This is a genomic window from Paenibacillus dendritiformis, assembly GCF_015845845.1.
In the GTDB taxonomy this organism is placed as follows: Bacteria; Bacillota; Bacilli; order Paenibacillales; family Paenibacillaceae; genus Paenibacillus_B; species Paenibacillus_B dendritiformis_C.
Genome location: NZ_LDIG01000143.1, coordinates 1 through 21,282 on the forward strand (window position 1 = coordinate 1; position 21,282 = coordinate 21,282).

The 21,282-nt window shown below is 55.8% G+C and carries 20 protein-coding genes; 17 read left to right on the forward strand and 3 right to left on the reverse strand.

Annotation, left to right across the window (positions count from 1 at the left end; genetic code table 11):
- The first annotated feature begins 160 nt into the window (after positions 1-160).
- From ABD76_RS13280 to ABD76_RS13300, 5 genes are all read left to right on the forward strand, one after another.
- A complete protein-coding gene (locus tag ABD76_RS13280) occupies positions 161-1,483 on the forward strand; it encodes an IS4 family transposase (protein WP_197257525.1) in 1,323 nt (440 codons plus the stop codon).
- A gap of 237 nt (positions 1,484-1,720) precedes the next feature.
- On the forward strand, positions 1,721-2,692 hold the full coding sequence (locus tag ABD76_RS13285) for an ABC transporter permease (RefSeq protein WP_197257557.1): 972 nt from the start codon (positions 1,721-1,723) through the stop codon (positions 2,690-2,692).
- Positions 2,689-3,684 carry an ABC transporter permease gene (locus ABD76_RS13290; protein WP_197257558.1) on the forward strand — a complete coding sequence of 332 codons (996 nt, stop codon included), beginning with the start codon at positions 2,689-2,691 and terminating at the stop codon, positions 3,682-3,684. The genes ABD76_RS13285 and ABD76_RS13290 overlap by 4 nt, the downstream gene beginning before the upstream one ends.
- Entirely contained in the window at positions 3,651-4,673 is a 1,023-nt protein-coding gene (locus ABD76_RS13295; RefSeq protein ID WP_197257560.1) for an ABC transporter ATP-binding protein, read from the forward strand. The genes ABD76_RS13290 and ABD76_RS13295 overlap by 34 nt, the downstream gene beginning before the upstream one ends.
- The gene (locus ABD76_RS13300) at positions 4,670-5,668 is read left to right on the forward strand and encodes an ABC transporter ATP-binding protein (protein ID WP_197257562.1); all 999 of its coding nucleotides are present in this window, start codon (positions 4,670-4,672) and stop codon (positions 5,666-5,668) included. The genes ABD76_RS13295 and ABD76_RS13300 overlap by 4 nt, the downstream gene beginning before the upstream one ends.
- Before the next feature lie 96 nt (positions 5,669-5,764).
- On the opposite strand, the gene ABD76_RS13305 is transcribed toward ABD76_RS13300, so the two are convergent.
- Positions 5,765-6,604 (reverse strand): CPBP family intramembrane glutamic endopeptidase, encoded by an 840-nt coding sequence (locus ABD76_RS13305; protein WP_206765646.1) that lies wholly within the window; start codon positions 6,602-6,604, stop codon positions 5,765-5,767.
- A 141-nt stretch (positions 6,605-6,745) separates the two neighbouring features.
- Between ABD76_RS13305 and ABD76_RS13310 the strand changes: the two genes are divergently transcribed.
- The 5 genes from ABD76_RS13310 (at position 6,746) to ABD76_RS13330 (ending at position 11,783) form a co-directional block, all read left to right on the forward strand.
- Positions 6,746-7,447: a response regulator transcription factor gene (locus tag ABD76_RS13310; RefSeq protein WP_197257564.1), complete on the forward strand. Its 702-nt coding sequence runs from the start codon at positions 6,746-6,748 to the stop codon at positions 7,445-7,447.
- On the forward strand, positions 7,444-8,886 hold the full coding sequence (locus tag ABD76_RS13315) for a sensor histidine kinase (RefSeq protein WP_197257566.1): 1,443 nt from the start codon (positions 7,444-7,446) through the stop codon (positions 8,884-8,886). The genes ABD76_RS13310 and ABD76_RS13315 overlap by 4 nt, the downstream gene beginning before the upstream one ends.
- A 65-nt stretch (positions 8,887-8,951) precedes the next feature.
- Positions 8,952-9,821 (forward strand): GNAT family N-acetyltransferase, encoded by an 870-nt coding sequence (locus ABD76_RS13320; protein WP_197257568.1) that lies wholly within the window; start codon positions 8,952-8,954, stop codon positions 9,819-9,821.
- A 235-nt stretch (positions 9,822-10,056) separates the two neighbouring features.
- Entirely contained in the window at positions 10,057-10,584 is a 528-nt protein-coding gene (locus ABD76_RS13325) for a MarR family transcriptional regulator (protein ID WP_197257570.1), read from the forward strand.
- The gene (locus ABD76_RS13330) at positions 10,581-11,783 is read left to right on the forward strand and encodes an MFS transporter (protein ID WP_197257572.1); all 1,203 of its coding nucleotides are present in this window, start codon (positions 10,581-10,583) and stop codon (positions 11,781-11,783) included. Before ABD76_RS13325 ends, ABD76_RS13330 begins: the two co-directional genes overlap by 4 nt.
- 38 nt (positions 11,784-11,821) lie before the next feature.
- On the opposite strand, the gene ABD76_RS13335 is transcribed toward ABD76_RS13330, so the two are convergent.
- A complete protein-coding gene (locus tag ABD76_RS13335; protein WP_197257573.1) occupies positions 11,822-12,967 on the reverse strand; it encodes a stalk domain-containing protein in 1,146 nt (381 codons plus the stop codon).
- Between the two features lie 264 nt (positions 12,968-13,231).
- On the opposite strand from ABD76_RS13335, the gene ABD76_RS13340 reads away from it, so the two are divergent.
- The 7 genes from ABD76_RS13340 to ABD76_RS13370 all read left to right on the forward strand — a co-directional run bounded on the left by ABD76_RS13340 (position 13,232) and on the right by ABD76_RS13370 (position 20,365).
- The gene (locus ABD76_RS13340) at positions 13,232-13,762 is read left to right on the forward strand and encodes a hypothetical protein (protein ID WP_197257574.1); all 531 of its coding nucleotides are present in this window, start codon (positions 13,232-13,234) and stop codon (positions 13,760-13,762) included.
- A gap of 80 nt (positions 13,763-13,842) precedes the next feature.
- Positions 13,843-14,388: a hypothetical protein gene (locus ABD76_RS13345; protein ID WP_197257575.1), complete on the forward strand. Its 546-nt coding sequence runs from the start codon at positions 13,843-13,845 to the stop codon at positions 14,386-14,388.
- Positions 14,389-14,713: 325 nt separating this feature from the next.
- Positions 14,714-15,925, forward strand: coding sequence for an acyl-CoA dehydrogenase family protein (locus tag ABD76_RS13350; RefSeq protein ID WP_197257576.1), 1,212 nt, complete (start codon positions 14,714-14,716; stop codon positions 15,923-15,925).
- 58 nt (positions 15,926-15,983) lie between these two features.
- On the forward strand, positions 15,984-16,760 hold the full coding sequence (locus tag ABD76_RS13355; protein ID WP_197257577.1) for a glucose 1-dehydrogenase: 777 nt from the start codon (positions 15,984-15,986) through the stop codon (positions 16,758-16,760).
- A 155-nt stretch (positions 16,761-16,915) separates the two neighbouring features.
- Positions 16,916-18,001, forward strand: coding sequence for a phosphotransferase family protein (locus ABD76_RS13360; protein WP_197257579.1), 1,086 nt, complete (start codon positions 16,916-16,918; stop codon positions 17,999-18,001).
- Between the two features lie 62 nt (positions 18,002-18,063).
- The gene (locus ABD76_RS13365) at positions 18,064-19,776 is read left to right on the forward strand and encodes a long-chain-fatty-acid--CoA ligase (RefSeq protein ID WP_197257581.1); all 1,713 of its coding nucleotides are present in this window, start codon (positions 18,064-18,066) and stop codon (positions 19,774-19,776) included.
- Between the two features lie 25 nt (positions 19,777-19,801).
- A complete protein-coding gene (locus tag ABD76_RS13370; protein ID WP_197257595.1) occupies positions 19,802-20,365 on the forward strand; it encodes a TetR/AcrR family transcriptional regulator in 564 nt (187 codons plus the stop codon).
- 107 nt (positions 20,366-20,472) lie between these two features.
- On the opposite strand, the gene ABD76_RS13375 is transcribed toward ABD76_RS13370, so the two are convergent.
- Positions 20,473-21,114: a TetR/AcrR family transcriptional regulator gene (locus tag ABD76_RS13375; protein WP_197257583.1), complete on the reverse strand. Its 642-nt coding sequence runs from the start codon at positions 21,112-21,114 to the stop codon at positions 20,473-20,475.
- Positions 21,115-21,282: the final 168 nt, after the last annotated feature.

The window sequence follows — 21,282 nt, forward strand, 5'->3', positions numbered from 1 at the left end:
CAATGTCATTAAGATAAGGCGCGGAAACCATAATCAAGCACAAGAGCAGGTTATCAAAAAGATAGCCCGCTCTTTTTTTTGTTTCAAAAGAAAATCAAGACTTAACAGGTAGATGGATATGTGTGGCGAAGCCCCTTGAAAAAACGAGGAGGTTACGCCAATGAATGAGTACGCGAATTCGCTAAAAGAAACGCTGACATCCCTCATACGAGAAATGGCAGCCGCACCAGCACCTTATGTCAAAAACCCTGAAAAAGATTTTACCCGAAAGAAAAAGCTATCCTTTGAAACGGTGATGCAACTCCTGATCTCCATGGGGGGCAACAGCATATATAAGGAACTCCTGGAATCCCAAGGTTATAACGTAAACACCGCAACCACTTCCGCTTTTGTCCAACAGAGGAATAAAATCCTGCCGTCTGCTGTGGAATTCTTGTTTCACGCATTTACGCAATCGTATACGGATATCAAGGACTACCGAGGGTATCGATTACTTGCCGTTGACGGTTCGGATTTACATATCGCAACTGACTCTGCGGACACGGACACCTATTTTCAAAGTCAACCGAACACGAAAGGCTATAGCCTTCTGCATTTGAACGCTGCCTATGACTTGTGCAACAGACTGTACGTGGATGCCATTGTTCAACCACGAAGGTTGTGCAACGAGGGAAGGGCGCTGGCTGCTATGGTTGACCGTTCTCCCATCAAGGGCAAAACCATTGTTATTGCCGATAGAGGTTATGAAAGTTACAACAATTTCGCGCACCTTGAACGCAAAGGGTGGAACTATGTCATACGGGTAAAGGATTTGGATTCCAATGGTATTCTTTCGGGCTTGCGTTTGCCCTCTAGCGGAGAGTTTGATAGGGACGTTCATCTGACACTCACCAAAAAACAAACCAAAGAGGTCAAGGCTAATCCCGAGATGTACAAGTTCGTTCCTTCCACGTCTACATTTGATTTTTTGGATTTGCATGAGAACTTGTTTTACCCGATTACCTTTCGGGTTGTTCGTTTCGTCCTGCCTCATGGCGCTTATGAGACCGTCATTACGAATCTTTCTGCCGCTGATTTCCCACCCGATGAAATCAAGTCTATGTATAACAGGCGATGGGGCATTGAAACCTCTTTCAGGGCATTAAAGTACACTGTCGGTCTGACGAATTTTCACGCAAAGAGACGAGAGTCCATCACCCAAGAGATTTTCGCAAGAATGATCATGTACAATTTCGCTGAAATGATGACCTCACACGTCGTCATTTCCCAAATGGATAAACGGCACTCATACCAAGTCAACTTCACGGTTGCCGTTCACGTTTCTAGACATTTCCTGCGCTCACGGCACGATGAACCCCCGCCCGATGTTGAAGCACTGATCCGCAAAAACATTTTGCCGATTCGCCCCGTTCGCCCAGGGCAGCAGAATACGCGCAAAATACGCTACAAATCAGTTGTTAGCTTCGTCTATAGAGTAGCATAATTCGTTTCATATGAACATTTTTTAAGCGGATCTTCCGTCCGCTTTGTTTGCTGTACGCTTTTTCCTTGCTTGCACCAAAAACAAACGGCACAGGGCTTTTTCCCATGCCGTTTCGGATTCCATTTTTATTTCCGCTCTTGTCTTTGAGCTTAACTTAATGACATTGGGGCTTGCCCCTTCCCCTTTATGAGGTTGCTCGTTTTTCGGCACGCACTTTATGGTCTAGGAGGATTATTGATGACGGAGTTTCTGATCCGCCGGATACTGCAATCCCTTTTGGTGCTGTTTCTCGTTTCCATCGTTACCTTTGGGCTTATCCATTCGGCGCCGGGCGGCCCAACGCAAATTTTTCTGTCGCCGGGATTGTCTCAGGAAGCCGGCAAGATTCAAGCGCAGAATCTTGGGCTCGATAAGCCGATCCATATCCAATACATCAAGTGGGTTGGCGGTTTGCTGCAGGGCGACTTGGGCCATACGTTCAAGAACAATTTGCCGGTAGGCGAGATTCTCTGGCCTACGGTGAAAAATACGGTCATTCTGATGAGCGCGGCCTGGCTGTTTGCGATGCTGATCGCGATACCGTGGGGCATTTATAACAGCACCTCCGAATATGGGTTGTCGGATCAGACCGCTTCCCTGATTTCGTATATCGGGTTCGCGATGCCCACCTTTTGGTTCGGGATCATTTTGCAGGAGCTCTTCGCGTTGAAATTGGATCTGCTTCCCTTATCCGATATGTATTCGATGGGGAAGGAAGGGGATCTCGGGGATCTCTTCCTGCATCTCGTGCTGCCGGTCTCGGTGCTCACGCTTGGCTTCCTTGCTTCCTATGTAAAGTATTCGCGTTCCAGCATGCTGGAAGTTCTGGAGCAAGACTTCATCCGGACGGCCCGAGCCAAGGGAATGAAGGAGAGAAGGGTGATTTTCCGCCATGCGCTGCGCAATGCGATGATACCTATTATTACGATCCTCGGCCTGGATCTGCCGATCCTTGTCGGAGGGGCCGCGATTACGGAAAGCGTATTCAATTGGCCGGGCATGGGACGATTGTTCGTCGAGATGGCCCTGGCCCGGGAATACTCGGTGTTGATGGCCATCACCTTAATTACGGCGGTCATTGTCGTGTTGGGGAACTTGATAGCCGACATCCTGTATGCCGTCGTGGATCCGCGCGTGCAGTTGGGACGTAAAGGGGGGGCGTCAGCATGAGTACGACCAATCTGCAGGGGCTTCAGCCGGAGCAAGGGCCCGATGCCGAACTCAAACCACATCTGCCGGCACCGGATGCGAACGATAAGCCGGCCGGCTTGTGGAGGATAGCCTGGAAGAAGTTCATGAGCAATCCGTTTGCGGTAGGCGGTTTAGTTGTTCTCTGTTTTTTTATCGTTATCGCGCTCTTCGCCCGCCTCATCGCTCCATACGATCCGGCCGCGATCGATTTACTGAATGCGAACTTGCCGGCGGGAAGCCCCGGCCATCTGTTCGGAACCGACGAATTGGGACGAGATATTCTGTCCCGGCTCGTATACAGCAGTCGAGTATCGATGTTAGTCGGCTTCTTGGTCGCTTTGATCTCGGTCGTTATCGGAAGCACGATCGGCGCGATCTCCGGCTATTTCGGCGGCTGGGTCGACACGTTCTTCATGCGCCTGGTCGATGTGATGAATTCCGTGCCGACCTTGTTTTTGAATATCTTGGTTCTGTCCATATTCGGCTCCAAGTTCAGCTATATGATTATCATCCTTGGGGCTACCAGTTGGATGAGCTTGGCCCGTCTTGTCAGGGGGAACTTCCTCCAATTGCGAGAGATGCAGTATGTGGAAGCCGCGAAGGCGATTGGCGTATCCAGTTGGGGCATTATCGGCCGGCATTTGCTGCGGAATTCAACGGCTCCGATTATCGTTAACGCGACCTTGATGGTAGGCGGCGCCATCCTGTCCGAATCGGCGCTGTCCTATCTCGGATTGGGCGTTCAGGCTCCGGCTACAAGCTGGGGACTGATGCTCAGCAACGCTCAGCAGTTCATGCTGGTCGATCCGCTGCAAGCGCTGTACCCGGGGCTGTGCATCTTTATTGTCGTGTTGGCGGTGAACTTTATCGGAGACGGTATCCGGGATGCGTTCGACCCGCGCAAGAAAGTGAAAATTCCACGGAGGAGGCTGCGAAAATGGCAGGAAAGCTTCTTGAAGTCCAAAATCTGACGGCGGGCTTTGTGACGGAGCAAGGCATCGCCAAAGCGACCGATCGGATTTCACTTAGCGTGGAGAAAGGCAAGACTCTCTGCATTGTGGGCGAATCCGGCAGCGGCAAGAGCGTGGCGTCTCTGTCCGTCATGCGGCTGATTGATTATGCGGGGGGCGCGATCTTCGAAGGCAGCATCCGGTTTAACGGCGAGGACCTGGCATCTGCCGCGCAGAAAGAAATGATTCAAATCCGCGGCGAACGGATCGCGATGATTTTTCAGGATCCGATGTCGGCGCTCAATCCCGTGTTCACGATCGGGGATCAGATCGCCGAGAGCTTGCAGCTCCATCAGCGGCTAAGCCGAGCCGAGGCCTGGAAGCAAGCGGTCGATATGCTTCGCATGGTCGGCATCCCCGATCCCGAGATCCGGGCCAAGCAATATCCGCATGAGATGTCAGGGGGCATGCGGCAGCGCGTCGTCATCGCCATGGCTCTCGTGTGCAAGCCCGAACTGCTTATTGCCGATGAGCCGACAACTGCGCTGGACGTTACCGTTCAGGCCCAGATCCTTGATCTGCTGCGGCGGCTGCAGGGCGAGCTGGGGATGGCGATCGTGCTCATTACGCATGATATGGGCGTCGCTGCGGAAATGGCGGATCGGGTCGCTGTCATGTATGCCGGCAAGATCGTCGAGGAGGGCAGCGTAGAGGAAATCTTCGATCACCCTTCCCATCCGTATACGATTGGGCTGTTGCGGTCGATTCCGGGCTTGGAGGGCGAGAGAGGCGGGTCGTTATATACGATTCCGGGAACGATTCCGAGCATTCATCATCTGCCTGCGGGCTGCCGCTTCCACCCGAGGTGCGGGAAGGCGGAGGAGAAGTGCCGGCATAGCGAGCCTTCCCTAAGCGAAGTTCGGCCAGAGCATCAAGTGGCTTGCTGGATATGTGAATCCGGAAGCGCGGCAGGCACAGATGGCGGAAAGTCTGAGGTGAACCGCGCATGACAAGAGAACCGCTTATCGAGATTCGCCGCCTGAAGAAGTATTTCCCGATCAAGACCGGACTTTTCAATCGCGTCGTCGGCCATGTGAAGGCGGTAGACGATGTTACGTTCCACATTTATAAGGGGGAAACGTTCGGACTCGTTGGCGAATCGGGCTGCGGCAAATCGACCTTGGGCCGCGCGATTCTCCAACTGCAAAAGCCGAGCGGCGGCGAGGTATATTTTGACGGAAAGCCGGTGCAGCAGATGACATCGCAGCAGCTCCGGCGGATACGGCAGGAGATGCAGATCATCTTTCAAGATCCGTTCGGCTCCTTGAATCCCCGCTTTCCTATCCGGGATATTATTGGAGAGCCGCTGCGCGTTCATCAGAAGGCATCCGCCAAGGAGATCGACAAGCGTGTCGTGGAATTGATGGAACTGGTCGGCCTCGATGCCTCCAGACGCAACCGGTATCCGCATGAATTCTCCGGCGGACAGCGCCAGCGGATCGGCATCGCCAGAGCGATCGCGCTCCATCCGCGCTTCATCGTGGCGGATGAAGCCGTCTCGGCGCTGGATGTATCGGTTCAGTCGCAGGTGCTGAACTTGTTAATGAAGCTGCAGAAGGAGCTGGGCCTGACGTTTCTCTTTATCGCGCATGGCCTGAATGTCGTGCGGCACATCTCGGATCGCATCGGGGTCATGTATCTGGGCAAGCTGGTCGAGGTGGCCCGCACGGAGGAGCTGTTCGCCAATCCGCTGCACCCGTATACGGCAGCGCTTCTCTCCGCCATCCCCAGACCGACGCCGCGCCGGAAGGCAGAGCGAATCGTGCTGCAGGGGGATGTGCCTTCGCCGGCCAATCCGCCATCCGGCTGCCGCTTCCACCCGCGCTGCCCTTACGCGCAGCCCAAGTGCCGGGACATCCCGCCTGAGCTTCGGGAGGTTATGCCGGGCCGGCAAGTGGCCTGTCATTTCCCGCTGGATTATGCCCAGTCGGCTGCGATGGTCTAGGGGAGTTCGGACGATAATCAAGGCCGATGCGGGTTAGCTAGCAATGCTTCTTTTTGCCGCAAGCGAATCTCTATTTCCTTGCGGCGGAAAGAGGCATTATTTCTTTTGCGCCCCAGGCAGCGCCCTCCATATGAACAGGGCGGCGAGGAACCAGATCAGCAGCGTGACGGCGCCGGATTCTCCGGCAATATAGGTCCAGCCGCTCTGCTTGTGATAGAACAGGACCTCGAGCCAGTAGCGGCTGTGGTTGATGACCGTGTGAATCAGGACGGCGGGCCATATACTGCCGCTTGCGAAGCGAACCCATCCCATGACGATCGACAGCGGAAAAATCATGGCCGTGAACAGCGCGATCGTGATGAGCGGCATGCCGTCGTCGTTATACCCGTTCAAGTAGAACGGATAATGGAATACGGCCCAGACGGCGGCCGTGATCAGAATCGCTTTTCTCACGCCCAGCGCTTCGGTCAGCTTCGGCTGCAAATAGCCTCGCCAGCCGATCTCCTCGCCGAAGGCGAACAGCAGCGTCATCAATATAAACAGATTCGGCTTGAACAGGTTCAGGGTCACGAGCCGAATATAGGCGGCTGCCGTCATTCCGCCCCCCAGCTCCTGCGCCGACGGCAAAGCAACATAGCCGAGCGCCCAGGCCGCGGCGAAGCCCGCGGCCACAGGCAGTCCGGTCAGCAGGACGACGATGTACCAGCGCGGCTTCCCGAACCGCGTTATGCCCGTTCCCCGCAGCGTGTCCTTCCGCCCGGGCCGGAGCAGAAGCAGGAGCAGCACGGCAATCAGCGGCGTCGCTTGGCTGATGCCGATCAGCTCCATCGTGCCGCTCAGATTGGCGGCAAGTGTCAGGCCGAGCACGAGAGCGATGTATAGTCCGGTTTCTGTTTTCCATGATGAACGACCCGTTGATGTTGATCTTTCGCTCAAAATTATCCTTCCCTTCCTGGCTAGTCGCGCTCAGTATACACCGCAATTCTCAAGATTTTATAAAGAAGCGCGGATTTGCCCGATGGAAGAAGGTTGGATTACACTGAATAGCGGAGATCATAGGGAGGAGGAGATGGAAGGATGTCGATGTCGAGTGCAACCATTTTGCTCGTCGATGACGAAGAGGAAATGACCGTGTTCGTGCAGGATGCGCTGGAGGATGCGGGCTATACGGTGATGACGGCATACAGCGCGAAGCAGGCGGAGGGCCTCATTCGCAGGCAGACGCCGGACTTGATTGTCCTGGATGTCATGATGCCCGGAACGGACGGGTTTCAATTTTGCAAGCAGGTGCGGGATGCGGTATCGTGTCCGATCGTCTTCGTCAGCGCCAGGGTGAGCGAGGCGGATCGGATCTACGGCTTGGCGGCGGGAGGCGATGATTATCTCGTGAAGCCGTTCAGCTTGCGGGAGCTGATGGCGCGCATTGAAGCGCATCTTCGCCGGGAACGCCGCAGTTCGCGACGCAAGGAGCGCGGATTGCTGACGTACGGCCCTTTTACCGTCAATATCGGGGGGCATGAGCTGAACTGTCATGGGAAGGCGCTGGCGCTCACGAGCCGAGAGTTCGCTATCGTGAAACTGCTTGCGATGCATCCGGGCCAAGTTTTCGCGCGAGAACATATTTATGAGCAGGTATGGGGACTGGATGCGGTCGGCGACGATGCGACGGTGACCGAGCATGTGAAAAATATCCGCGCCAAAATGGCGGCGGCCGCACCCGGCCCCCGCTGGATCGAAACGGTATGGGGCATCGGGTACAAGTGGAAGGACAGCCAATGAAAATCTATCCGTTCAAGCGCCAGTTTATCGTTTATTTTTGTTGGGTGATCGGGTTCAGCCTGCTTGCAACCGCGCTTGTGTGGGGCGGGTTCCTGTGGATGCTGAATCAGGGGAAGCTGGACTGGCTCCGGCCCGCCAATCATTATGAGAAAAAGATCCCGCCGATTCGAAGGATGGCGGAAGCGGAAGGGGAGCGTCTGCTGCAAAAGCGGGGCGAGGCGGCAATCGATCCGCTTGTCGATGACAACGGCATGTCCTATGCCGTCGTTGACCGCCATGGCCGTTACCTCTATGGCACGCTGGCCGATCCGCAGATTGACGGGCGCACGGAACTGATTCGGCTTCTTAATTCGACCAGCACGCTCAAGCTCGGGCAGGTGCGTACGGTGATGCCCATTACCGATAAGGCGGGGGCTGTCGAAGGCGCCGTCATTCTGACGTATATCCTGAAGGCGGGCGTCTCTCCGCATGCGAAAAATTCATTTGCGGCCGTTATTATTCTTATGGTGCTGGTTATGCCCTTTATTATCGTGATTCTGTTCACCTGGCTGTTCGGGAGAAGATTCGGGCGCAAGCTGAACCAGCCGATACAAGCGCTGATTGAGGGGACGAGGAGGGTGCAGAAGCGCGATCTGGACTTCAGCTTCTCGTATGAAGGCACCTCCGAGATCGCGCTGCTCATGAAGGCCTTTGACGAGATGCGCCGGGAGCTGTCCTTGTCCCTGCAGCGCGAATGGAGGCTCGAGCAGGAGCGCCGGGACATGGTGGCGGCGCTGGCGCATGATCTGCGCACGCCGCTCGCGATCGTGCAGGGGCATGCCGAAGGATTGCTGGCAGGCGGGATGAACAACCCGGAGCGGTTGGAGCGCTACTTGCGGACCATCGATAAAAATACGAAGCGCGCGGCCCGTCTCGTGCAAGACATGAACAGGGCAGCGGATATGGAAGTGCCTCGGTTCCGGTTCAATCTCCACGAGGTGAATGTGCGCGTATTCGTTGAGGAGAAGGCTGCCGACATCGAGCGGCTATGCGAGGAACGGAACATTGAATTTCGCTGCGATCTGACCGGGGACGAAGCCGATCATCAGCGCGCGATGCTCGATGCGGATAAACTATCGGAGCTGCTGGACAATGTGGTATCCAACAGCTTGCGCTATACGCCGCCGGGCGGGACGATCGCCTGGACGACGGATTGCACGCAAGACCATGTTACAATGACCGTAATGGATACCGGCCCCGGATTCCCGCCCCATCTGATGAAGGCGGTGTTCGACAAGTTCGTGCAGGGGGATCCGTCCCGCTCGCGCAATAAAGGCCACGCCGGACTCGGCCTGTACATGGCGAAGCTGATCGCGGAGAAGCACGGTGGCCATATCTATGCTTCCAATCGGCCTGAGGGAGGCGCTTGCGTGACGGTAACGCTGCCTCGGTCGGGATAGGAAGGTGCGTGCATTATGCCCGAGAACAGGGTAAGCGGCAATTTTTTCGGAAAGGATGAGGGCGTGTGTCTACGTGCGGTACCGAAGTTCGATTGCTCGAACTTCATGAGGAGGATATTCCGGGACTGATCGCTCTATCCGATTCCGTCGGCTGGGACTATGACGAGCCGGAGCTCGTGACGATCCTGTCGGCGGGGCGGGTATTCGGCCACAAGACAGAGCAGGGAAGCCTCGTATCCAGCTCGGCTGTGCTGCCTTATGGGGACGACCTGGCTTCCATTGGCATGGTCATCGTTCATCCGGCGTATCGGGGGCGAGGTCTGGGCAAAGCAGCGGTACAGGCTTGCATGGGGGCGGTTGGCGAACAAGCAGCCGTCATGCTGATTGCAACGAAGGAAGGCGAGCCGCTCTATGCGAAGCTTGGCTTCCATGCCGTGACATGCGTGCATAAAATGGTGGCCGAGCGTTATTCCTTGAAGCTTCCTGTCCATGAAGCGGAACAATACGAGATCGAGCCGTTCGATGGAACATGCCTGGAGCAACTTCTTAGGCTTGATCGATGGGCAGTAGGCGCAGAGCGGCATACCTTTATTCCATCGCGGATCCGGCAAGCGAAGCAATGCGTGATCCTAAGGGATAAAGCGAAGCGGATTGCAGGATATGGCCTTGCCGTGGCCGGACCGGTCCATTTGGTTCTCGGTCCGATTATTGCGCCGAATCCCGAGGCTGCGGCATATCTCATCCATCATATGGCGGCCAAGCATGACGGCAAGCTCCGCATCGATGTGCCGGACGAGCAGCGCGCTCTTCTACCCTACATGCAGGAATGCGGCTTCGAACGGGTCAGCAGTCCTCCTGTCATGTTCCTTCATGGGTGGAGTGTGCCAGAGCGAAACGGTACCTTATACGGCATCGCAGCCCAAATTTTCGGATAAATCGGGAAAGGGATTGCGCTTGGTCGCATTATCCGAGAAATAAGGACACGCTGTCCGCTGTATAGTGGGGCGTGTTCTTTTTTTGATCCTGGGGGTTGACGATCTGCTGAAAAAGGAGTACGATGCCATTATAGTTTCCTTGGAAACAATAATAAGATCGCTTTCTATCTGATCAGGTCTTTTATTTTGGGAATATTGTTTCATATGAAACAAAGTAATGGGTGGTGTAAGCAGCATGGACAATACCGAAGTGGTAAAAATGCAAATTCACGAGCTCTACATGAAATTCCTGCACCAGCAGGAACTGCAAGAACAGTTGGAAAGCGAGGCGCTCCTGGCCGAAATCCAGCATTCGTTGTCCGGAGGCGCTTCGCTCAATCTCACGGAGATCCATGTCATCTCCTGTATCGGGCAGAATGAGCCGATCAATGTGACGGCCATCGCGGAGAAAATGTCCATCAGCAAAGGAAATATCTCGAAAATTTGCAGCAAATTGCTGAAGGAAGACTGGATTCGCAAGACGCAGCTCAGCGACAACAAGAAAGAAATTTATTTTCGCCTGACGGCGGCGGGAAAGAAGGCTTTTATGCTGCATGAGAAGCTGCACGGGAGAGCGCAGCAATTGTTCGTTCGTTATCTCGATCGGTATGACGGGGAGCAATTGAGCTTCTTGAAGCGCGTGCTGATGGACGGGATCGCGTCCTTGGAAGCGGGAGAGCTTCGCATTCGCTCCTCTCAAGCGATGGGGGAGAGGGAATCATGAGGGGAGGCAAGGATGTTCGCTCCGCGTTTTTGCTCTATCTGGTCTGTATCAGCACCTTCTTTGCCTCGCTGATGCAAAATATTTATTCGCCCATCCTTCCCCTGCTGCGGGATTCATTCGGCGTTTCTCTTTCCATGGTCAATCTGTCCGTGTCCTTATTTATCTTTATCGTGGCGGCAATGCAGATCGTGATCGGCTCTGTCATTGACGTGAAGGGAGCGCGGATGGTGTTGATTCCCGGCCTGGTGCTCACGATAGGAGCCAGTATCGGCTGCGCGGTTACGGATGATTTTGCCGTATTCCTCGTATGCAGGGGGCTGCAAGCCTTCGGAACGGCAGCGATCCCGCTTATCGCGGCCACGACCATCGGCCGCTTGTTCCAGGGCAGTCAGCGCGGCAGCGCAATGGGGACGTATCAGATGCTGCTGTCGGTCGCTCCTGCGGCCGCTCCGGTGCTGGGCGGATGGATCGGGGAGCGGTACAGCTACCCGGGTATTTTCTGGTTCCTGGCAGGCGTGTCTATCCTCCTGCTGGCCGCGAACGGAGTGTATTTTCCGCGGGACAAGGGGGCGGATGAGAAGACGGTTCGCCTGCGCGAACTATTCGCTCAATACGCCGGGATTATGAAAAATAAATTATCAAAGGGGATTTTCGCGCTCGCTTTTCTCTATTTCTTCATTTACTTTGAAATTCTTGTCTACCTGCCTGCGCTGTTGACCGATCACTATCAGGTCAGCCTGCAAATCGTCGGTCTGCTTTATTTGCCGATGGCGCTGAGCAATATTGCGGGGACGATGATATTTAAAGCGATCCAGGCGAAGCTGCCGCACCGCGCGCTGGCGGCCGGAGGCAGTGTCCTGGCCGCCGGCAGCATGCTGCTGTTCGCGGCCACCGAGTCCGTCTCCTTGATCGGCTTGTCCGCGGCTTTGGTCCTGTACGGGATATCCGGCGGCGTGCTGACGCCCTTGTTCGCCACGATGATCAGCAATGAGTTCGAATCGCAGCGAGGCAGCGCGCTGGGGCTGTTCAACTTCATTCGCTATGTCGGCATGGCAGCGGGCCCGATCGCAGGCGGATGGCTGCTCGCCGGACTCAGCGGCTCCGCCGTCTTCGCCCTGTTCGGCATCTTGGTCGCAGCGGTTGCCTGGTTGGCGCTGGGGCGGCTGCGCACGGCCGACTCCTTGCGGGTTGAAAAATAGACGGAAAAAAGCCGACCTTCACGGTCGGCTGCTTCCTGTTACTGCTTCAACGGCACGATGCTCTTCTCGACCTGCGCCATCGCGTCTTCCCCGATGAGCCCCAGTCTCCAGATGGCCGTGCCTTTCAGATTGTGCCGCTTGGCAAGACCGATCACCGAAGAGACGGACTTGCTGTTCTCGCTGCCCATCGACAAGCCAAGGATCAGCTTATCCCGCGGCACTTCCTTCAGCGCGAGCTGAATCGCCTCGTCCACTTTATGCAGCGGTTCCGGAGCTTTTTCATCCTCGTACGCATACGCCATAATAATGATATCATCCGCTTCGGAGGCGAGCGTCTTATAGTCGTATCCTTGATAAGCGCCGTTCAGCGGATGGAGCACGAGCGTCAGCTTCAGATCGGCGGCTTCGGCTTGCTTGGCAAGCTGCGCAACGAAGCGGTTGTAGTCCTGCTTCGCCTTGGCGATGTCGCCGGACAGTCCCAATCCTTCGAAATCAAGCGCTATGCCTGAGAAGCCCTTTTCCTGGGCCAATTCGATAATATCTTCCCTTGCCTTGGCCGCGAGCGCTTCATCCTCCAGCAAATTGGTAAGCTCGTTCTTGCGATCCGAGGCGAAGATCATCAGGTAGGGGCTCGTTCCGTCCTGCTTCGCTCCGTCCACGATCGATTCCGGCGTAATCTCTCCCGCCGGCTCCGGCCAGTAGAAGTCTTTGCCGCTGGTCGTGATCGTGCTATCCTCCTGCAGCCGCGCCCAGCCGAATGCCGCCGCGTCGAACTTCGTCAGGAGATGGCGCTCCTTGAAGGAAGCAATGGCATAGTAGGTCATGCTGTACATCTTCTTCGGCGGCGATTGAATGGAGACCGTCTTCGCTGTCTTCTGGTTCAATTTCAGCAGCACGGACTTCTCCCCATCCGCCGTCGCCTGCTTCGCGGCCACGGTCTTGGTCTTCGGATCCCATGTCACCTCGATGCCCAGCGCTTCCGCGATGCCGCGGAACGGAACCATGGTCGTTCCTTGTATAATTGTCGGCTTTGCCGCAAATTCGAGCGGATAACCGTCCAGCACAATCTTCGTGCCTTCGGCCTGCTTTGGCTCTCCGGCGGCCTGCGCGGCTTGCTGCGGGAGCAGTATCGCTGCTATACATAGCGCCGCCAACATAGAATAGATATAACGCCTCTTTTTCATCGAACTACCCTCTTTCTATCGCGGATCGATGCAAACGCGAATCTGCAACTCTATTTTTTTCGGTTTCTATTTTACGCAAAAACAGGGAGAGTTGCCATAGAAATGATAGACAAGAGGGAAGGAGCGCACCAAATCTTTTCATAGAATGGGCGTGGGTTGCTTTCATGGCTCGTGAGCAGGGCTATTTTGGCAAAAACGAGAATGGAAGGGGAAACCTTCACACTTTCAACGCAAAAGTGGTCTACGCTGCGAGGTTGAAATTAGATGAAGAAATGGATTTATTTGTCGTTATTTGGGGTGGCCTTTGTCGCTGTGGCTGCGACTGCGGGTTGTTCCTTTGACGGCCGGGGGCATTCACTCACCGGGAAGAAGGTCAGCGAGGAATACAAGGTCGTGATTAATGGGAAGATGGTGGACGGAGCCCTGATTGAGGGAAATCTCTATGTTCCGTTGCGCCCAATGTTGAAAGAGCTGGACGTTGGTTTCACCGTTGATAGTTCAAATAAAGTCATTACGGTGGGGGAGGAAATTCCGGCTCCTCCGAACAAATATATGGAGATGAATGCATCGGAATTGAGAGCATTGCAAAGAACTCTGGAAAACGAAACGCTGCCTAATCTGAAAAAGAGAAGAAAACAGATTAATGACAAGATGACAGAACGATTGCAGGCAGGCGACAAAAAGGGGTACGAAGCGGCAACAAAACTGCTGGTGGAATGTAAAGCCGCGATGGCCCGTCGCACCGAAGAACTCCGCCTGGTTAAAGAAGCATTGATCGCGAAGATCCGAAAATAGCTTAGGAGCGGGCTCAGGCTGGGCTCATTGTTTTGTGTATGAGTTCCCCGTTAGTAAGAACTTCTGCAAGGAAGGGGACCGTGAGGAAAATCATTTTGGTTGTCGTCGTTGCTCTTTTGCTTGCGGGATGCCATTCCCCGGCAGGCTCATCTTGCCCTGATCCATGTATCTTTCGCGTATATGACGGAGTAATCATTTGTTATGGGATGGAGGCGGATGAAGTCGAGAGGGTAGCGGGAAAAGGTGAACTATCGTCAAATGGAGAGTTCTGGACGTACGATCATGGTTTGGCGGTATATTATCGTGACAATGCTGCCTCGCTTATTTACATTGCCGAGGGAGATTATTATGCGAACGTATCCGAAGCTAAAATCGGTGATCTCCCGGATAAATTAAGGAAAAAATACGGAACGGCAACGATAGACGATAAAGAAATAATAGGCGGGAGTCTTGTATATGTTTACGATCGGATCCATAATAAGCCGCTAGAATTAGATGATCATAAAAACTTGGCCTATAGAGGAACCCCCGCCATCTTTCCCGCTGTGGGCGCCTACCTTGACGATAACGGATACATAGACATTCTGGCCGTTGGAGATTTGAGAGCTTATCTCACGGGGAAATGAAGTGATATTGTAGACCCCTAACCTCTTTTCATGATTCCATTGATACGCCGAACGCCTCAAAATCACATATTCTTACCCTCAGCGCCTCCCTCCCGGGGCGCTTTTCCTATCTAAACCACCATTCCCCTTCCCATTCTCAGCATCTCACCATAAGCCTCTTTTACCGATTCGTCACGCCATCTCCCCAAATAATTCCATTACTCCACCCAGGAACACCCATCACTAGAAAAATAAAATATTGAATATTTTGGAATTCGGTGATGTAAGTATGTACCATGTCAGCATACTATCCGGTCAGTATGTTTCGGGTAAAGGGGGAAAGTCCGTGCATTTTGATTATTCCGAGAAGGTAAAGTCGCTTCAGCGTACGCTGCTGGAGTTCATGGACGAGGTCGTGTATCCGAACGAGAAGACGTATGAGGAGCAGCTTCAGCAGGCCGGCAGCAGGTGGACGGTGCCGCCGGTGATGGAGGAGATGAAGCAGGAGGCCAAGCGGGCCGGGCTGTGGAATCTGTTCTTGCCGGACGAAGAGTATGGAGCGGGCCTGACGAATCTCGAGTATGCGCCGCTGTGCGAGATAATGGGCCGATCGCTTATCGCGCCGGAGGTGTTCAATTGCTCGGCACCGGATACGGGCAATATGGAGGTGCTCGTCCGCTACGGAACGCGGGAGCAGAAGGACAAGTGGCTCGTGCCCCTGCTCGACGGGAAAATCCGCTCGTGCTTCTCGATGACGGAGCCGGATGTGGCGTCCTCGGATGCGACCAATATCGAGGCGACGATCGAGCGCGAAGGGGAGGAGTATGTCGTGACCGGGCGCAAGTGGTGGTCTTCCGGGGCGGGCGATCCGCGCTGCAAGGTGGCGATCGTGATGGGGAAGACCGATCCGGGCGCGCCGCGCCATGAGCAGCAGTCGATGATTCTGGTGCCGATGGAGGCGCCCGGCGTTCGGGTCCGCCGCATGCTTCCCGTATTCGGCTATGATCATGCGCCGCATGGGCATGCCGAGATCGAGTATGACCGCGTTCGCGTGCCGGTGGACTCGATATTGTGGGAAGCGGGCAAAGGATTCGCGATCGCGCAAGGGCGGCTCGGCCCCGGCCGCATCCATCATTGCATGCGGCTGATCGGGGCGGCGGAACGGGCGCTCGAGCAGCTGTGCCAGCGCGTGCGGCGGCGCACGGCGTTCGGCAAGACGCTGGCCCGGCAGGGCGTTGTTCAGGAGTGGATCGCCGCGTCGCGAATCGAGATCGAGCAGGCGCGCCTGCTGACGCTGAAGGCGGCCTACATGATGGACACGGTCGGCAACAAGGCCGCCAAGGCGGAAATTGCGATGATCAAGGTCGTCGCGCCGAATATGGCGCTGCGGGTGCTGGACCGGGCCATTCAGGCGCTGGGCGCCGCGGGGGTCAGCGAGGACTTCCCGCTCGCCTCCCATTGGGCCAATGCGAGAACGCTGCGCCTGGCGGACGGCCCGGATGAAGTGCATCAAGCCGCCATAGCCAAGCTGGAGCTCCGCAAATACGACGATAAATGAAAACGGTTGCGATATGTAAGGGCCAATTCATTGCGCTATCCAGAAGGGGGAGACAGAAGTGAATGTCAGGCAATTATTCGACTTGACGGGCAAGACGGCGATCGTCACCGGCGGCGGACGCGGGCTTGGGGCGCAGATTGCGCAAGGACTGGGGGAAGCCGGGGCCAATCTGGTCCTGTGCTCCCGGAAGGAGGAAGCGTGCCGGGAGACGGCCGCTCTCATCGAGCGGGATACGGGCGTGAAATGCGATGCGATGGCTTGCGACGTCAGACGCCCGGACGAGGTGCGGCGGGTGGCGGATCGGACGGCGGAGATCTATGGCCGCATCGATATTTTGGTCAACAACAGCGGGGCCTCCTGGGGCGCGCCCGCTGTCGAGATGCCGCTCGAAGCGTGGAACAAGGTGATGGACATTAACGTGACGGGGACATTCCTCATGTCGCAGGCGGTCGGCCGGATAATGATCGGGCAGGGCGGAGGCGCAATCATCAACATCGCTTCCGTAGCGGGCTTGAGCGGAACCGATCCGCAGTGGCTGGATGCCGTCGGCTACAGCGCGAGCAAGGGAGCGGTCATCGCGTTGACGAGAGATCTGGCGGCCAAATGGGGCAGGCATCAGATTCGCGTCAATGCGATTGCGCCCGGATTTTTCCCGACGAAGATGACTCGGGAGGTCCTCCATCATGGAGGCGAGCAGATTCTCCGCCATACTCCGCTCGGGCGGCTCGGCTCGGACAGCGATCTCAAGGGGAGCGCCGTATTTCTGGCGTCCGACGCATCGAATTACATGACCGGAGCGGTGCTGGCCGTGGATGGAGGCATGTCGGCGATGTAGCGCCGCGAGGGTGCCGGTCGTGCAGAATGTCAGGCATAGCCGTTTTTGGGGCATGTCAGCCATGCAGCGGCGCAGCAGAGCTGGCGAAGGAAGCCAGTCATGCCCGGGAGCAGAATTGAATAGGAATGGTACGGAAAAGGGGGCTTATCAAAACGATGTCCAAGCAAAAGGCAGTGCCGAAGGACACGATTCCCGTGCGCCGGGGCGAAGAGCTGAATGTGGCCGCGCTTGACGCGTATTTACGGGAGCATCTCGACATTCCGGACGGCGCTTCGATCGAGATCGAGCAGTTCGGGGCGGGACATTCGAACTTGACCTATCTGATTCGCGCCGGAGACTGGGAGGCGGTCGTGCGCCGGCCTCCGCTCGGCCCGGTGGCGCCGAAGGCGCATAACATGGAGCGCGAGTTCACGCTGCTGAAGCGGCTCCATCCTTTGTTCCCGCTTGCTCCCCGTCCGTATCTGTACTGCGGGAATTCTTCGGTGATCGGCAGTCCGTTTTTTGTGATGGAGAGACGGCATGGAATCATTCTGGATCGGGAATTTCCCCCGCATGTGGAATATACGCCCGCGCTGGGCAGGGAGATCTCCGCAACGATGGTGTCGACACTCGCGCAGCTCCATGAAGTGCCCTATGAAGAGGCGAATCTGCGGGCGATCAGCCAACCGGAAGGCTTCATGCGCCGTCAGGTCCAGGGCTGGATCGAACGCTATGAACGCGCCAAGACGGAGGAGATTCGGGAGGCGGAGCGGCTCCAGAAGCGGCTGATCGATACGCTGCCCGCTTCGCAGGCCCCGGCCGTCATCCATTATGATTACAAGCTGAACAATGTGATGTTCTCCCGCAGCCAACCGAGCGAGATGACCGGCGTGTTCGACTGGGAGATGGCGACGGTCGGCGATCCGATGGCCGATGTCGGCGCGGCGCTCAGCTATTGGTTCGAGCGGGACGATCCGCCGGAGCTGCTGCGCGGATTGGGGCATCCGCCGTTGACGGTGCAGCCGGGCTTCATGACGAGGGATGAATTCCTTGAAGCCTATGCGGCCAGGAGCGGACGCGATGTGTCCGGGATGTCGTATTATTTGACGTTTGCTTACTTCAAGCTGGCCGTCATATGTCAGCAGATCTATTACCGCTGGAAAAAAGGACAGACGAACGATGAGCGGTTTGCCCGCTTCGATGAGACCGTCCGGGCGCTGATAGCGCATGCTTGGCGGCAGACGGAACGGAGGCAGATCTAAGCGCTGACTATATATCCGTTCCGAGCATTTGACCATTCGTATGCCTGAGGAGGAGATGTTGGGTGACACGTGCCCATTTTGCGTATTGGCCTGCACGCATGCCGGTAACGCTCGCGGTGCCGGACACGACGCTGAGCGACAATTTGGAAGTGACCGCCCGCCGCTACCCGGACCGGACGGCGATTGTGTATTATGATCAGGTCATCACCTACCGAACGTTGAGAGACGAGGTCAACCGCATGGCCGCTTACTTACTGCATCTGGGCGTTCACAAAGGCGACCGCGTGCTGATCTACATGCAGAACAGTCCCCAATTCATCATTTCCTATTATGCGATTTTGCGGTGCGGCGGCATCGTCGTGCCGATCAATCCGATGAATCTGACGGAGGAGCTCTCTTTCTATATTAAAGACGGCAGCGTCAAGATCGGCCTGGTCAGCCAGGAGCTGTATCCGCGCATCGAGCCGCTGCTGGGAACGAGCTGTCTGGAACGCATTATTCTCGCTGCATATTCCGACTACTGCCCGAATCCAGGCGCGGATGCCCCGGACTTCGTCAAAGCGCCTCGGATTGAGCCGGCCTCCCTTCAAGTCATCCCGTGGGCGGAAGCGATGGGAGCCGCCATCGGAGCGCGGCCGGTCCCGGAGACGGCAGGGAGCGATCTGGCGGTCTTGCCGTACACATCCGGGACGACCGGCCAGCCGAAAGGCTGCATGCATACCCATAAATCGGTGCAGGCGAACGTGATTGCGACGGCCTTCTGGGGAGCGCTGACGCCGGAATCGATCGTGCTGTCCACGCTTCCTTTATTTCATGTGACCGGTATGGTTCACGGCATGCACACGCCTATTTATATGGGGGCCGCCATCGTCATGATGACGCGGTGGGATCGCAATACGGCCGCGCGGCTCATCGAGGCCCGCAAGTGCACGCACTGGACCGGAATCAGCACGATGATTATTGATTTTCTGGCCAATCCCGAGCTTCCGCGATACGATCTGAGTTCGCTGATCGCCATTACCGGAGGCGGAGCGGGGCTGCCGGAGGCGGTCGGCGAGAAGCTGCATCAGGCCACGGGCATCCGGTTCGTGGAAGGCTACGGCCTGTCGGAGACGATGGCGCAGACGCATTTCAATCCGCTCGATCGCCCGAAGCTGCAATGTCTCGGCATTCCGTCCTTTGACGTGGACGCGCGCATCATTGACCCGGTCACGCTGGAAGAGAAGGGCCCGCGCGAAGAAGGGGAGATCATCCTGAATGGCCCGCAATTATTTCAAGGCTACTGGAACAACCCGTCGGAAACGAAAAACGCTTTCGTCGAGATAGACGGCAAACCGTTTCTCCGCTCCGGAGATATCGGCTACTGCGACGAGGAAGGCTACTTCTTCATCGTCGACCGGGTGAAGCGCATGATTAACGCTTCCGGCTTCAAGGTGTGGCCGACTGAAGTGGAGTCGATTCTGTATAAGCATCCGGCGATAAAGGAAGCCTGCGTCATCGGGGTGCCGGACAAGAGAAAGGGCGAGGAGATCAAGGCCTACGTCGTCCTGCAGGAAGACAAGCGCGGCACGGTGGAGGCGGAGGAGATTATTCGCTGGGCGCAGCAGCATATGGCCGCCTATAAATATCCGCGGCTGGTCGAATTCGTCGCTTCGCTTCCGGTGACCGGCAGCGGGAAAATATTGTGGCGCAGGCTGCAGGAGGAGGCTTGGGACCAAGCGAAGCGGGAAGACTCTGCCCTGGCCGAGAATAGTGCGCCGCCAGACTTGCTATGAGGGGAGATCAGGCTTGGAGCCGTCCATGAAAGAGAAGATTATGAAGCATAGCATAGCGCTTTTTGAAGCGAAAGGGTTCAGCGAAGCCTCGATCCAGGATATTGTCGACACGCTGGGCGTGACCAAGGGGACCTTCTATTACTACTTCGCGAGCAAGGAGCAACTGCTGACGCAGATTCATCTGCAGTATATTGATTACATGCTGGAGGAGCAGCGGCGCATCATCGAGCAGCCCGATCGAACCTGGCGGGAGAAGCTGTCCGGGATCATCCTCATGATGATTCGGGCGATCGAAGGCCAGGGCGGCAGCGCGCGCATCTTTTTCCGTGAACTTCTTCATATTGCGGGCGACAACCTCGCCGCTATCAAACAGAAGCGGGATCGGTTCCGGTTGAATGTGCAGTCTGTCATCGAGCGGGGAATGGTGAGCGGCGAGTTCCGCAATGATCTGCCGGCAGACATGATGGCGTTCAGCATCCTCGGCGCCTGCAACTGGTGCTATACATGGTTCAAGCCCGACGGTCCGTTATCCGATGCCGAGGTGGCCGCTGTCTACACCGAGACGTTCCTGAACGGGATGAGCAAGTAAGAGAACACGCAAGCCGCTAGAAGAACAGAGCCGCAGGGAGGGACATAATCCTTACTCCTCGCGGCTCTCTTTTGCATATCATCGCGTACATCGATCTCTAATCGAGTCTACCTGTCCTCCATAAGATGCAGATTGGCGCTCCCCGCTTGCTCTTCCTTCGACCGCCCGGATGGATAGGCATAATGGTAGATCGCTTCCAATTGCTTCGCCATATATTCGGGCGAATAAGGCGTGTCTTGCTCCAGCCAGTTCACCAAGACTCCCAGATGAGCGAACAGAACGTAGTGGCTCACAATCTCTTTGTTCAAGCCGTTCACGGCGCGCGGCGTCAGCTTCAACGCTTCAAAGGCCTGGCTGAATTGCCGGTATAACATCTCCATGAAGCGATTGTTAAAATAAGTTCTCGCGTTGTCTCCGAACATGGTTTTGTAAAAATCGCGGTGAAGACGGAAATGGGAGAACAAGCGGATGACTTGCTTTTCCGGGTACTTTTGGGCTGCGCTCCGCTCCTCGTCTTCGGTCGGCCCGACCGCCTTGGCGAGCTCCTCCAGCATGTCGTCCACGCTTCGTTCGAAGAGATCGTATTTGTCTTGATAATGCAAATAGAATGTCCCTCGATTAATGTCCGCCCGTTCGGCAATATCCTGCACCGTGATCGCCCCGAACTCCTTTTCGTTCATCAATTCGATTAATGCGCGTCTGATTTTTCTTTTCGTTCTTTTGACTCGCCGATCCGTCGTGTTGGACATCAAGCTTCACCTTCTTATTTACAAATTATTTACACAAAAATCAACAATCTTGCTGCATGTGTACGGTAATGAACAGATGAGAGCGAACTGCGCATTGAACAAATAACAAGACTTGGTAAAATTATAAACATCCAATTGGATGATTTTCAACAATATGTTCATTTACTA